The 12,776-nt window shown below is 35.9% G+C and carries 14 protein-coding genes; all 14 read left to right on the top strand.

Annotation, left to right across the window (positions count from 1 at the left end):
• Positions 1 to 97: 97 nt before the first annotated feature.
• The 14 genes from flgL to ACECE_RS0210565 all read left to right on the top strand — a co-directional run bounded on the left by flgL (position 98) and on the right by ACECE_RS0210565 (position 12,774).
• Entirely contained in the window at positions 98 to 1,006 is a 909-nt protein-coding gene (gene flgL / locus ACECE_RS0210630; protein WP_010681195.1) for a flagellar hook-associated protein FlgL, read from the top strand.
• 31 nt (positions 1,007 to 1,037) lie between these two features.
• Positions 1,038 to 1,616 carry a DUF6470 family protein gene (locus ACECE_RS0210625; RefSeq protein ID WP_010681194.1) on the top strand — a complete coding sequence of 193 codons (579 nt, stop codon included), beginning with the start codon at positions 1,038 to 1,040 and terminating at the stop codon, positions 1,614 to 1,616.
• Positions 1,617 to 1,642: 26 nt separating this feature from the next.
• A complete protein-coding gene (fliW, locus tag ACECE_RS0210620; RefSeq protein WP_010681193.1) occupies positions 1,643 to 2,122 on the top strand; it encodes a flagellar assembly protein FliW in 480 nt (159 codons plus the stop codon).
• Positions 2,094 to 2,309: a carbon storage regulator CsrA gene (gene csrA / locus ACECE_RS0210615; protein WP_010681192.1), complete on the top strand. Its 216-nt coding sequence runs from the start codon at positions 2,094 to 2,096 to the stop codon at positions 2,307 to 2,309. Before fliW ends, csrA begins: the two co-directional genes overlap by 29 nt.
• 315 nt (positions 2,310 to 2,624) lie before the next feature.
• On the top strand, positions 2,625 to 3,443 hold the full coding sequence (locus ACECE_RS0210610; protein WP_010681191.1) for a flagellin N-terminal helical domain-containing protein: 819 nt from the start codon (positions 2,625 to 2,627) through the stop codon (positions 3,441 to 3,443).
• Positions 3,444 to 3,521: 78 nt separating this feature from the next.
• Entirely contained in the window at positions 3,522 to 4,337 is an 816-nt protein-coding gene (locus ACECE_RS0210605) for a flagellin N-terminal helical domain-containing protein (RefSeq protein WP_010681190.1), read from the top strand.
• A gap of 80 nt (positions 4,338 to 4,417) precedes the next feature.
• Positions 4,418 to 5,233, top strand: a complete 816-nt coding sequence (locus ACECE_RS0210600; protein WP_010681189.1) for a flagellin N-terminal helical domain-containing protein — start codon at positions 4,418 to 4,420, stop codon at positions 5,231 to 5,233.
• Positions 5,234 to 5,451: 218 nt separating this feature from the next.
• A complete protein-coding gene (locus ACECE_RS0210595; protein ID WP_010681188.1) occupies positions 5,452 to 7,344 on the top strand; it encodes a motility associated factor glycosyltransferase family protein in 1,893 nt (630 codons plus the stop codon).
• Positions 7,334 to 7,699, top strand: a complete 366-nt coding sequence (locus ACECE_RS0210590) for a hypothetical protein (RefSeq protein WP_010681187.1) — start codon at positions 7,334 to 7,336, stop codon at positions 7,697 to 7,699. Before ACECE_RS0210595 ends, ACECE_RS0210590 begins: the two co-directional genes overlap by 11 nt.
• Positions 7,680 to 8,621 carry a radical SAM protein gene (locus tag ACECE_RS0210585; RefSeq protein ID WP_010681186.1) on the top strand — a complete coding sequence of 314 codons (942 nt, stop codon included), beginning with the start codon at positions 7,680 to 7,682 and terminating at the stop codon, positions 8,619 to 8,621. Before ACECE_RS0210590 ends, ACECE_RS0210585 begins: the two co-directional genes overlap by 20 nt.
• Before the next feature lie 135 nt (positions 8,622 to 8,756).
• The gene (locus tag ACECE_RS0210580) at positions 8,757 to 9,467 is read left to right on the top strand and encodes an acylneuraminate cytidylyltransferase family protein (protein ID WP_026073792.1); all 711 of its coding nucleotides are present in this window, start codon (positions 8,757 to 8,759) and stop codon (positions 9,465 to 9,467) included.
• Between the two features lie 114 nt (positions 9,468 to 9,581).
• Positions 9,582 to 10,658 (top strand): nucleotidyltransferase family protein, encoded by a 1,077-nt coding sequence (locus tag ACECE_RS0210575; RefSeq protein ID WP_010681184.1) that lies wholly within the window; start codon positions 9,582 to 9,584, stop codon positions 10,656 to 10,658.
• Positions 10,648 to 11,640: an NAD-dependent 4,6-dehydratase LegB gene (locus tag ACECE_RS0210570; protein WP_010681183.1), complete on the top strand. Its 993-nt coding sequence runs from the start codon at positions 10,648 to 10,650 to the stop codon at positions 11,638 to 11,640. The genes ACECE_RS0210575 and ACECE_RS0210570 overlap by 11 nt, the downstream gene beginning before the upstream one ends.
• Positions 11,641 to 11,676: 36 nt before the next feature.
• Complete coding sequence (locus tag ACECE_RS0210565; protein WP_010681182.1) at positions 11,677 to 12,774, top strand: aminotransferase class I/II-fold pyridoxal phosphate-dependent enzyme; 1,098 nt, start codon at positions 11,677 to 11,679, stop codon at positions 12,772 to 12,774.
• Positions 12,775 to 12,776: the final 2 nt, after the last annotated feature.

Raw genomic sequence — 12,776 nt, 5'->3', positions numbered from 1 at the left:
TTTGGGTCAAATAAGGCCTGAAGTGAAATTATAGCCGAAGTTATATTGTCAGCATTCCTAAGGAATAGGCTTACTGTACAATGTATGGAGGGGTAATATGAGGATCACCAACAATATGCTAGTAAATAACATGATTAACAATATAGGAAGCAATCTGACTAGAATGGACAAGTATCAGGAGAAGCTGGCAACGGGTAAGAAGATAACAGTACCATCTGATGATCCAGTTGTAGCAGCAAGAGCGTTAAAGCTTCGTACTGATGTATCACAGATAAAACAACACAAAACGAACGTGAATGATGCTATGTCCTGGTTGGAAATAACTGAATCGGCGCTTACAAATGTAGGTGATATACTTCAAAGGGCGAGAGAATTGGCTGTACAGGGTAGCAGTAGTTCTGCAACTAAAGATGATACCCAGAAAATAGAGCAGGAAGTAGCACAGCTTAGAAATCAGCTAATCCAGGTAGGAAACTCAACTTATGCAGGAAGGTATGTGTTTTCAGGCTTTAAAACAGATACCAAACTAATAAATGATGATGGAACTTTTGCGATTGATGTTGACAATACTGAGTCCATAATCTATGAGATTGGTGTCAGTGACAATATAAATATAAATGTAACGGGTGGCGACCTTTTTAATGCCGGAGGAGTTGCAACTACAGGTTCAACAGGTCAGTTGGTTCAGACTTTTGATAAATATATTTCATCGCTTAACTCAGGAAATCATGAGTTGATAGGTAATTCAATAACAGACCTTGATAATAATATTAATAACCTGCTCAGGATTAGAGCGGGTGTTGGTGCTAGATATAACAGGCTTGAACTGACCAGTAACAGGCTGGATAATGATGAGATTAACTTTACAAAGCTTATGAGTGAAAATGAGGATGTAGACCAAGCTGAAAACATTATGCTTCTAAAAAGTGAAGAAAATGTATACAAAGCATCATTGTCAGGAGGCGCCAAAATTATACAAACTTCGCTGGTTGACTTCCTAAAGTAAGTAAAAAATAGGTTTTGGGTAGGTGACCAAAATGGCCCTTATTATAACTCAAACTTATGCTAAAATTGGTGTGGACAGAAGCCAGTCCAACCTCCAAATTGAAGCTCGAAATGCACGGTTGGAGCTTAGGCAAAAACAGGCAAAAGTAAATATGGATATAGAAATGCCGCAGGTTGAAATTGACCAATATGAGTCTTTTGCAAGTGCTGGGTTGAAGAATGACAGAGATATTATAAAAGAAGCAGCACAAAAAGGCAACCAGAAGGCTCTTGCATACATAGGCAAACTAGTGTCCGATGGAAATGCTCTTGCTTCTATTGAAAATGGGGCTAATATGATTGCAGAGCTTTCGAAAAGGGACTTTTATACAATTCATGAATACAATATTGACTTTATCCCTAAAGTTGGACCGAAAATTACTGTTAAGGGGGATGTTAATTTTGATCCTGAAAAGAATTCAGAAGGTGTTAATAATGGTGTAGATGGTACTTATACACCCCCAGAAATTAATATTAACTATTCTCCCAGCCAGGTAAAAGTATTTTTATCCCAATATGCATCAATTAAATTCGACTATAATAATGAGAATAAAATCAACACTTATGTATAAATTGTAAATATAATGGAGGAGATCAAATGCTTCTTAATACTAAGCACTTTGGAGAAATAGAAATTGATGAGAAAAAAATAATAAACTTTAAAGAAGGAATACCAGGGTTTGAGGATACTAAGCGTTATATAGTATTGTACAACGGAGACGAGACATCACCTTTCAAATGGCTCCAAAGTGTTGATAATGGACAGCTTGCTTTTGCCGTCGTTAATCCTTTCGAGGTTGTAAGAGATTATGATATTGAGATTCCTGATGAGGCAATTAGCAACCTTAATATTGAAAGTGCCGAAGAAGTAATGGTACTTTCAATTGTTGTTGTACCGGAAGAACTATCTAAAATGACTATGAATTTAAAGGCTCCTGTAGTTATAAATACAAAAAATAATTATGGTATGCAGGTTGTCCTTGACACAGATATGTATAGTGTGAGACACTATATTATAGAAGAACTCCGCAGACAGGAGGTAAATATAGGTGCTGGTTCTGACAAGAAAGAGAAATGAGACTATAGTATTGAATGACAATATTGAGATTACCATTGTTGATGTTCAAGGGGATCAAGTGCGTATTGGTATTAACGCACCTAAGAGTGTTTCTATTTACAGAAAAGAAATATTCTTGGAAATTCAGGCTGAGAACAAAAAGGCTGCGGATGTAAAGTCGATAGATTTGAAGGACTTGCTTAAATAGCTGGAACAGGCAGATTTTTAGTATATTTAGAAAAAGTGGTTATTATGATCACTTTTTTTGTTATGCGAAATTTACTTTTTTAATAATTTTTTTCTTTCTTTTATCATCATATCATTTATAAAAACACTAAAGTTTTCATCCTTATTTATCGATATATAAAATGAAGGAGATTATTACCTTATTCTTTTAAACAATACAAAGGCAATGTATTGTGAGCTTTATTAGAAAGGAGGTGTAGTCATCTTTCAATAAGCGGCCTCATAGTAAAAACGATCTGGGAATGGAATCCCTAAAAAAATCAAGGAGGAGAACTATATGAGAATTAATAACAACATGATGGCGTATAACGCCCACAGGCAGTTAAAAACGAATTCAGCGGCACAGGAAAAATCACTTGAAAAATTGTCTTCAGGCTACAGGATAAACAGGGCTGGAGACGATGCAGCAGGTCTGTCGATTTCTGAAAAGATGAGAGGTCAGATTAGAGGTTTGCAGCAGTCATCAAGAAATGCTCAGGATGGTATTTCTCTGATACAGACAGCTGAAGGTGCACTTGCTGAAACGCACTCAATACTTCAAAGAATGAGAGAACTATCAGTACAAGCTTCAAATGATACCAATGTTGCAAACGACAGAACTGCAATAAAGACAGAGCTTGATGACTTGATAAGTGAAATAGACAGAATAGCTTCAAAGACACAGTTCAATACGCAGAACCTTTTAAGTGGTGGCTTTGAGAATAAAACTATACAGATAGGTGCCAATGCCAGTGAAGTTCTGACGTTTTCTATTGCCGCTATGGCTACTTCAGCGCTAACAGTAAGCACAGGAGCCATTTCTGTTGGTACTACTGCTGATGCACAAGCCTCAATATCTTTAATAAACTCAGCTATCAACGTAGTGTCGGATCAGAGGGCAAAACTAGGAGCTAAACAGAACAGGCTTGAGCATACCATTAACAACCTGGATACAGCAGCTGAAAATTTGCAGGCATCAGAATCCAGAATTAGAGACGTAGACATGGCACAGGAAATGATGAGCTATACAAAGAATAACATATTAAACCAGGCAGCAACCGCTATGTTAGCTCAGGCAAACCAGGCACCACAAGGTGTACTGCAGTTGTTACAATAATAGGGTTAACGTTAAGTAAACTAACTTTAATAGGTAGTTTAATTCACGGATGGATTACAAATCAAGGAGGAGAATTATATGAGAATTAATAACAATATGATGGCGTATAACGCCCACAGGCAGTTAAAAACCAATTCAGCTGCACAGGAAAAATCACTTGAAAAATTGTCATCAGGTTACAGGATAAACAGAGCTGGAGACGATGCAGCAGGGTTATCAATTTCTGAAAAGATGAGAGGACAGATAAGAGGTTTGCAGCAGTCATCAAGAAATGCCCAGGACGGTATTTCTCTGATACAGACAGCTGAAGGTGCTCTTTCGGAAACCCATTCAATACTTCAAAGAATGAGAGAACTTGCGGTACAGGCATCAAATGATACCAATGTAACTAATGACAGAACTGCAATTGAAACAGAATTAGATGATCTTGCGGAAGAAGTTACGAGGATAGCGGACAAGACACAGTTTAACACACAGAAGCTGATCGATGGTTCTTTTAGTGGAGTTATCCAGATAGGAGCCAATGCCGGAGAAAATTTGAACTTCTCAATTGCATCAATGACTGCATCAGCTCTTGGTGTACTTGATGCAGATATCGCAGTAGATACAACTGCAAATGCACAATCATCAATATCTGTAATAAACTCGGCTATAAACACAGTATCGACACAGAGAGCAAAACTGGGAGCCAAACAGAACAGGCTTGAGCATACCATCAACAACCTGGATACAGCAGCTGAAAACTTGCAGGCATCAGAATCCAGAATTAGAGACGTAGACATGGCGCAGGAAATGATGTCCTATACAAAGAATAACATATTAAATCAGGCAGCAACCGCAATGTTAGCTCAGGCAAACCAGGCGCCACAAGGGGTACTCCAGTTGTTACAATAATAATCTTAACTCTTAATAAATTAATTTCAACAAGAGTTTAGTTTCATGGATGGGTTATTGGAATCAAGGAGGAGAAATATATGAGAATTAATAACAATATGATGGCGTATAACGCCCACAGACAGTTAAAAACGAATTCTGCCGCACAGGAAAAATCACTTGAAAAGTTATCATCAGGTTATAGGATAAACAAAGCTGGAGACGATGCAGCAGGTCTGTCAATTTCTGAAAAGATGAGAGGACAGATAAGAGGTTTGCAGCAGGCATCAAGAAATGCTCAGGACGGTATTTCTCTGATACAGACAGCTGAAGGTGCACTTTCCGAAACACACTCAATACTTCAAAGAATGAGAGAACTTTCAGTACAGGCTTCAAATGATACAAATGTTACCGCTGATAGAGATGCAATAGAAACAGAACTTGATGATCTTTCAGGAGAAATTACAAGAATAGCACAAAAGACTCAGTTTAATACTCAGACTCTTTTGGATGGAACATTTAGTGGAGTTGTCCAGATAGGTGCCAATGCTGGGGAAAACTTGAGCTTCTCTATCGGGTCAATGGATGCAGATGCACTGTCAGTTGTAGATGCTGCCATTGCTGTTGATACTACAGCAGCTGCACAATCTTCAGTCTCTATTATTAACACAGCAATAAATACAGTATCGACACAGAGAGCAAAACTAGGGGCCAAACAAAACAGGCTTGAGCATACAATCAACAACTTGGATACAGCAGCCGAAAACTTGCAGGCATCAGAATCCAGAATAAGAGACGTAGATATGGCACAGGAAATGATGTCATATACAAAGAATAACATATTAAATCAGGCAGCAACCGCTATGTTGGCACAGGCAAATCAGGCACCACAAGGGGTATTGCAGCTATTACAATAAAATATATTACATTGAAAAGCCAGTGGCTCGATGCTGCTGGCTTTTTTATTTTGGAATTTTGTGAAGAAAACCCCTTAAAATCGAGTATGCTTAAATAATCCAGAGAATTTTTATTGCTATGTTTTCCATATATGAAGAATTTAAGTCTATTAAGTATTTTAATTTTTATCCGAAATAGTAATTGATTACATTAATTTATTAAGAAGAAGGGGATTAATATGAACTCCATATTTCAAAATAATATAGATGCGATAAGAAAAAAATGGCCGGATCTAGCAGGAAACTTGGAACAATACAACTCAAATGAAAAAATGTCATACGAACATATTGAATTAGAAAAAACCAGGAATGGGATGCTGAACTTCAGGGTTAGCCGTAACTCAAGAAAAGTCTATTTACATAGCAATTATGACCCCTTCAAGGAAGCTGACAGATGGATAAAGACCCTGAATGTGAAGGTTGCAGACACTATAATTATTCTTGGTGCAGGAGTAGGATATCATCTGGATAGAATTGTAAAGGAGTACCCGCACAAGAACAAAATAATTATAGAGCCTGACCCATCTATATTTTTGTTATTGCTTCGCAACAGGGATATAGTAAATATCATAGAGAGCCAAAATATTTTATTTGTAATAGGAGATGAAATAGAGAATATTGTAAAACTTGTTATGGGACTTAGGTCCTCTGGGCAGGTAGATTGTATTGAGTTTGCAGAGCTTGTTTCCTATGACAGCCTTTATGGTGATTGGTGGATAGAGTTTAAAAAGCAGTATATAAAGTATTTAAAGATTTTCAATATTAATGTCAATACACTTTTTGTATTCAAAAAAGAGTGGTATGAGAATTTTTGTGAAAATATTAGGGAAATTCCTGAGAGTGTTTTTTATGATAAATATAAGGACAATTTCAAAGGTATACCGGCAATTATCGTTTCTGCTGGACCTTCTCTAAAGAAAAATATTGAATTGCTGAAGGGAGTCTATGATAAAGCTTTGATTATTTCCTGTGGTTCTGCGATAAATATTCTTGAAAGTAGGGGTATTAAGCCCCATATAATGGCAGGGGTGGATCCTGGGGAAGATCAATATAAAATATTTGGAAGTGTAAAGTCAAAAGATATATACTTCTTGTATACTGTGCCAATGTATTATAAGGCAGTCAAGAGCTATAAAGGGCCGAAGCTTTATTATAGAACTGCATCTTCAACATATGTAAAATGGTTTGAAGAAAAGGTTGGTATTAATTCTCTAGGAACGTGTTCGGGAGCATCGGTTTCAAATTCTGCACTTGATATAGCAAGGATATGGGGGTGCAGTCCAATTATTTTGATAGGACAAGATCTTGGCTTTACTGGCATGGAGGTATACGCTGATGGGGCAGTATTAAAAGATAAATGGGATAAAACAATACGCGACAGGGCTACAAATTCTAAGAAAAGTGACAATATATTAATGAAAGATATTAATGGTAATGATATCTATACAGATCAACCCATGCTCTCTATCAAAATATATTTTGAGGACTATTTAAAAACGACTGAGAATGTGGAGGTTATTAATTGCACTGAAGGTGGAATACCTATTGATGGAGTTCCGAATATGAATTTGTCAGATGCTATAGATAAGTACTGTAAGAATGAATATGACATAGAAGGACTCCTTGGAGGGGTTTATGAAAATGAAAAAGGCAGAGCTTTAGAATTTGCACCAAAGGTTGACAGTTTTATGCTGAAGCTTTCAGAGGAAATAAAAGCAATGAGAAAATTGGGAATACTTAGGCTTAAAATTATGAACGAAATGGTAAATAAAAAGATGTTTGACGTTAAGAAATGGAAAAAGGTCGAAAGTATTACAAAAAGACTGGAAAGATATGATTGTTTCATAAACCTTCTTACACCAATAGCCAGACTGTTTCTTATTTCTCTAAAAAACGCAAATGAAAGACTTGCAGAAGTAGAGGAGGACAAAGAGAAAAAGAGGTGGATACTTATGGATGGACTTCAAAAACAATATGGGTTTATTCTCGATAATATCAATTATATCTATAGTATTCTTGAAAGGCAAAAAGCAGAAGATCAAGTAAAGGTGGGAAATCAAAATGCACAATGAAGCTCGTTCCAAAGAGAAACTTGAAAATTTAGCAGAGCATATTAATAAGTTGATTTTTATGTCTGATGAAATTGTAAATAATATATATGAAAGAAATTATAATTCTGTCAATTCCTCAATAGGTGCGTACTTAGATAATCTTCAGTATATTATCCAAGAGCTTGAGATCCAAAAGCAGAATCATAATGTACAGATTACAGATGTTTTTCCTTATATCAGTTCTATGATGGATGCTTTTGAAAATGTAGATTATATTTTTGTAGCGGATACACTGGAATATGAAATGATAAAGGTTCTAGACGGATGGAAAACAATTTTAGAAAGGGATGCCGGATATGAAAAAACAACTGGTTAACGAATTTGCAAAAATATATAGAAGCGAAAAGTATTCTAATGCCAACAAGCTGCCGTTAAGTGAATTCCCATTTATGGTAGATGTGGAGCCAACCAATCACTGCAACCTTATGTGTAAAATGTGTTCGAGGAATGTAATGAAAAGAGAATGTGGTAATATGAGTCTCGAAGTGTACAAAAATGTTGTGGATGAGTGCGCTAAATATGGGAGTGCTATAAGATTGATAAGGTGGGGGGAACACTTTCTCCACCCACAAATATTTGACTTTATTTCATATACAAAAGAAAAGGGTGTACTTCTGCATATGACAACGAATGGACTTCTCTTAAACAGTGAACGGGCCGAAAAACTTGTAAACCTCGGCATTGACAGCTTGATAATATCCATGCAGGGTGCAGATAAAGAAGGGTATGAAGATATGAGAAACAACAATAAATATGATTTATTGGTAAATAATATTAAAAACTTGATGGAAATAAGAAGATTACATGGAAAAGAAATACCTTTCGTTCATATTTCTTCAACGGTTACTGATGAGCCAGATGAGAAAGTTAACGAGTTTGTAGAATTTTGGGAAGCAATTGTTGATTCTGTTGGAGTTGGAAAAACTTATTTTGCTATGGTTGATAAGGATGACTATCATGATAAAATTGCACAATATCTTCCAAGGGAGACTGTAAAAAAGATATATTCACCATGTACAGAAGTATATCAAAAGATATCGGTAAATTGGAACGGTGATATTACGGCCTGCTGTGCAGATCATGATAACTATATGATTCTGGGTAATGTTAAGAGTATGAGCCTAAGGGAAGCATGGCATTGTGATAAAATGAACAACTATCGTAAGATGCTTGATGAAATGGGTATGGAAAAACTTCCTTTATGCAGGGATTGTTACCACACTTATGACGGAATATGATTTGGTTTGTGGCAGTTTGTTACTTCTAAGGCAATAAATACTTGTGAAAAAATTCTTTATACATGATAGAATTTATGTAAATTTAATTTTCTGATATACAACTTTTTATAAAAAGTATAGAATCAAGGTGATAATTTGAATGCTAATCAGGTTTTATCGATAATACCAGCACGTGGGGGTTCGAAAGGCTTGCCGGGTAAAAACATTAGAATAATTAGCGGAAAGCACCTTATAAGCTGGACAATTGAAGAAAGTCTTAAATCCAGGTATATTACACGGACTGTTGTATCGACTGAGGATGATCAAATTGGGGATATAACTTTAAAATCTGGAGCTGAACTTATAAAAAGACCTATGGACCTTGCGCAGGATAATTCTACAACAGCAGATGTAATATTTCATGTTTTAAATAGTCTGGAAAAAGACTCAGGTTACAAACCAGATTATATAGTATTATTGCAGTGCACATCACCATTGAGAAGCGTTGCGCATATTGATGAGGCATTTGAAATTTTTCTTAAAAATGAAAGTAAAGCAGATTCTCTTATTTCTGTATGTAAAGAAGAACATCCTCCTTTTTGGCTAAAAACGACAGATTCAAACAACTTTCTTAAGGATTTTTTAGATTATGATAAAGAAAAGTTTAAAAAAAGGCAGGATTTTCCCCAAATGTATAGAATAAATGGAGGTATCTACATATCAAGTTTGAATAGATTCATTGAAAATAAAGGGTTTCAATCTCCATGTTCAGTACCATATTTAATGGATAGAACAAGTTCAATAGATATTGATGATGAAACTGATTTTCTGTTTGCGGAATTCCTAATGAATAGAAGAAATATATAAAGAATATTTTTCAGTTATATAATTACATAAGATGCATAAATGCAATTTACCATTATAAAGTTTTAAGTATATAAGCACTAGATATCTAATAAATAGAGTTAGGTGTTGATGTCTATGAATATTATGAAGGTAAATAATATACTTGTTGGAATGGATGAAACGATCAAGAATGCAATGCAGGTAATGGATGCAGGTGCTATGGGAATTGTTTTGGTTGTTGATGAGAACAAAATGCTCCGAGGTACCGTAACCGATGGAGATATTAGACGTGCAATTCTTTCAGGGAAAGACCTTGACCTACAAATACACAACATTATGCAGGCAGGATTTACTTATGTAACTGAAAAACAGTTAAATAGACAACAAATTTTAGGTATATTTGATTCAAAAAAAATAAAACAGCTGCCAGTACTTAATCAAAAGAAGCAACCTACAGGTATCTATCTTATGGAAGACCTGTTTTCGCACCCTACGAAAAACAACCCTGTACTTATTATGGCGGGTGGTTTGGGAACCAGATTGCGTCCACTTACTGATGATATACCAAAGCCAATGCTTAAAGTTGGGGAAAAGCCGATACTTGAGACAATAATTGGCCAATTTAGGAAACAAGGTTTTACACATATCTATATATCGGTAAATTATCATTCTAGCATAATAGAGAATTATTTCCAGGATGGCTCTGAATTTGGAGTCAATATAGAATATATAAAGGAAAAGGAGCATTATGGAACAGCAGGTTCAATCAGTTTGATGAAAAAGTATGTAGACAGCCCTTTATTTGTAATTAATGGGGATATCCTTACCAATTTAAGCTTTTGCAGCTTTCTGACCTATCATAATGAATGTTCTAACGATATTACGGTAGCGACACGCAATTATGTGTTCCAGGTACCTTTTGGAGTATTAAACTGTGAAAGTGAAAAAATAAGTTCAATAGAAGAAAAACCTGAGTTTTCTTTTTCAATAAATGCTGGTATTTATATATTAAACCCGGATATGGTTGACTATATTCCGGACAATACCTATTTTGCAATGACAGATCTTATTAATATGGCAATAAAAAATGATAAAAATGTAGGAAACTATCCGATACGTGAATACTGGATGGATATTGGACGTACACAGGATTATTATAAGGCGAATGAAGAAATCAATAAATATTTCGGGAGTGAAAAAAATGGAGCTTAAGGGCAAAAAAGTCTTTGTAACCGGCGCTGAAGGTTTTATTGGAAGTCACCTGACAGAAGCTTTGGTAGGTAAAGGTTGCAATGTTACTGCATTGGTTCAGTATAATTCTTTTGGAAACTGGGGATGGATTGATACCTTTCCGGAAACAGTTAAAAAGGAGATCAATGTAGTTTCTGGTGATATTAGAGATTATTTCGGCCTCAAATCAGCATTGTTAGGAAATGAGGTTGTCATGCACTTAGCTGCCCTTATTGCCATACCCTATTCATATTCAGCACCTGATGCATATGCTAAAACCAATGTTCTGGGTACTCTCAATGTAATGCAGGCATGCAGGGAATGTGATGTGTTGAAGGTAGTACATACCTCTACAAGTGAGGTTTATGGAACAGCAAAATATGTACCTATAGATGAAAACCACCCCGTGCAGGGACAATCCCCGTATTCGGCAAGTAAAATCGGTGCAGACAAAATAGTTGAAAGTTACTTTTATTCATACAACGTACCTGCTGCTACAATAAGACCTTTTAATACTTATGGACCAAGACAGTCAGCTAGGGCTATTATTCCAACAGTAATAACCCAGATACTAAGTGGAAAAAAGGAGATAAAAGTTGGGAATTTGAAACCTACTCGGGATTTAAACTATGTTTCGGATACAATAAGGGGCTTTATGCTGACAGCAGAAAGAGACGACTCAATAGGGCAGGTAATAAATATAGGATCCGGAAGGGAAATTTCAATAGGTGATCTTGTTAATAAAATAGCTAATATAATGGGAAAGGAAATAGACATCATAAGCGAAGAGCAGCGAATGAGACCGGAAAAAAGTGAAGTGTTCAGACTTTTAGGCAGTATTGAAAAGGCATCAAAAATATTGGGCTACGAACCGCAAGTAAGTCTTGATGAAGGCTTGGAGAAAACTATTAAATGGCTGAGTGAAAACGTGGAAAGATATAAAACCGATATATACAATGTATAAAATTTGTCAATAAAATACTTTTAAGCGGGTGACAGGATGATACCACTATCAGTACCTTACCTTTCAGGAAATGAGTGGAAGTATATAAAGGATTGCCTAGATACTAATTGGGTTTCGAGTGTTGGAAGTTATGTTAATCTTTTTGAAGAAAAATTTTCAGATTTTATAAAATGCAGACATTCTATTGTAACAGTCAATGGGACGTCTGCCATACATCTTGCTCTTATGAGTTTGGGAATAAAACCGGGGGATGAGGTCATAGTGCCTTCACTTACTTTTATCTCTCCTGTCAATGCAATAAGATATGTTGGTGCAACTCCTGTTTTTTGTGACGCTTTAAGAGATACTTATGTTATGGATACCAGACTTATCGAAGAATTAATAACTGAGAAAACCAGGGCAATTTTGCCTGTTCACATATATGGACATCCTGTTGATATGGACATGGTAATGGAAATTGCAGATAAATATGGGCTTTATGTAATAGAAGATGCTACCGAATCCTTGGGTTCCCTCTATAAAGGAAAACACACGGGAACTATCGGACATATAGGATGCTTTAGCTTTAACGGAAATAAACTGATAACTACTGGTGCAGGCGGGATGCTGGTTACAAACGATCAAAGATTGGGTGAATATGCAAAATACCTGTCGAACCAAACGAAGACAGTATTGCCCAATGGTGGTTTTTACCATGAGGAAATCGGATTTAACTATAGGATGCCGAACATAGTTGCAGCAATGGGAGTAGCTCAGCTTGAAAATATTGAGTTTCACATCGATGCCAAAATCAGAAATGCATTATTTTATAACGAGTTATTAAGTGAGGTACAAGGGATTTCAATCCCCGTAGAGAAACCGGGTATAAGAAATATTAACTGGCTTTATTCGGTTGTTGTGGAGGATAGTTATGGTGAAAGCAGAGATGAGCTTATTAAGAGGCTAAAGGAGAATAACATAGAAAGTAGGCCGTTTTTTATGCCGGTTCATTCAATGCCTTCATATAAGGAATTTAGATGCAGTAAGCTTGATACAACAAATGAATTAGGGCTAAAAGGGTTAAACCTGCCAAGCTCTGTTAGTTTGACAAAAGAAGAGATCAAAAAAATATGTCAAGTCATAAAGAGGGGATAAAA

The sequence above is a fragment of the Acetivibrio cellulolyticus CD2 genome, from assembly GCF_000179595.2.
Taxonomy (GTDB): domain Bacteria; phylum Bacillota; class Clostridia; order Acetivibrionales; family Acetivibrionaceae; genus Acetivibrio; species Acetivibrio cellulolyticus.
This window is presented reverse-complemented; position numbering and strand designations above follow the sequence as displayed.

What these genes read in the sequence shown, in the direction of transcription:
- flgL (WP_010681195.1), top strand. Translation starts at nt 98, where the DNA reads ATGAGGATCACCAACAATATGCTAGTAAATAACATGATTAACAATATA.
- ACECE_RS0210625 (WP_010681194.1), top strand. Translation starts at nt 1,038, where the DNA reads ATGGCCCTTATTATAACTCAAACTTATGCTAAAATTGGTGTGGACAGA.
- fliW (WP_010681193.1), top strand. Translation starts at nt 1,643, where the DNA reads ATGCTTCTTAATACTAAGCACTTTGGAGAAATAGAAATTGATGAGAAA.
- ACECE_RS0210610 (WP_010681191.1), top strand. Translation starts at nt 2,625, where the DNA reads ATGAGAATTAATAACAACATGATGGCGTATAACGCCCACAGGCAGTTA.
- ACECE_RS0210605 (WP_010681190.1), top strand. Translation starts at nt 3,522, where the DNA reads ATGAGAATTAATAACAATATGATGGCGTATAACGCCCACAGGCAGTTA.
- ACECE_RS0210600 (WP_010681189.1), top strand. Translation starts at nt 4,418, where the DNA reads ATGAGAATTAATAACAATATGATGGCGTATAACGCCCACAGACAGTTA.
- ACECE_RS0210595 (WP_010681188.1), top strand. Translation starts at nt 5,452, where the DNA reads ATGAACTCCATATTTCAAAATAATATAGATGCGATAAGAAAAAAATGG.
- ACECE_RS0210590 (WP_010681187.1), top strand. Translation starts at nt 7,334, where the DNA reads ATGCACAATGAAGCTCGTTCCAAAGAGAAACTTGAAAATTTAGCAGAG.
- ACECE_RS0210585 (WP_010681186.1), top strand. Translation starts at nt 7,680, where the DNA reads ATGAAAAAACAACTGGTTAACGAATTTGCAAAAATATATAGAAGCGAA.
- ACECE_RS0210575 (WP_010681184.1), top strand. Translation starts at nt 9,582, where the DNA reads ATGAATATTATGAAGGTAAATAATATACTTGTTGGAATGGATGAAACG.
- ACECE_RS0210570 (WP_010681183.1), top strand. Translation starts at nt 10,648, where the DNA reads ATGGAGCTTAAGGGCAAAAAAGTCTTTGTAACCGGCGCTGAAGGTTTT.
- ACECE_RS0210565 (WP_010681182.1), top strand. Translation starts at nt 11,677, where the DNA reads ATGATACCACTATCAGTACCTTACCTTTCAGGAAATGAGTGGAAGTAT.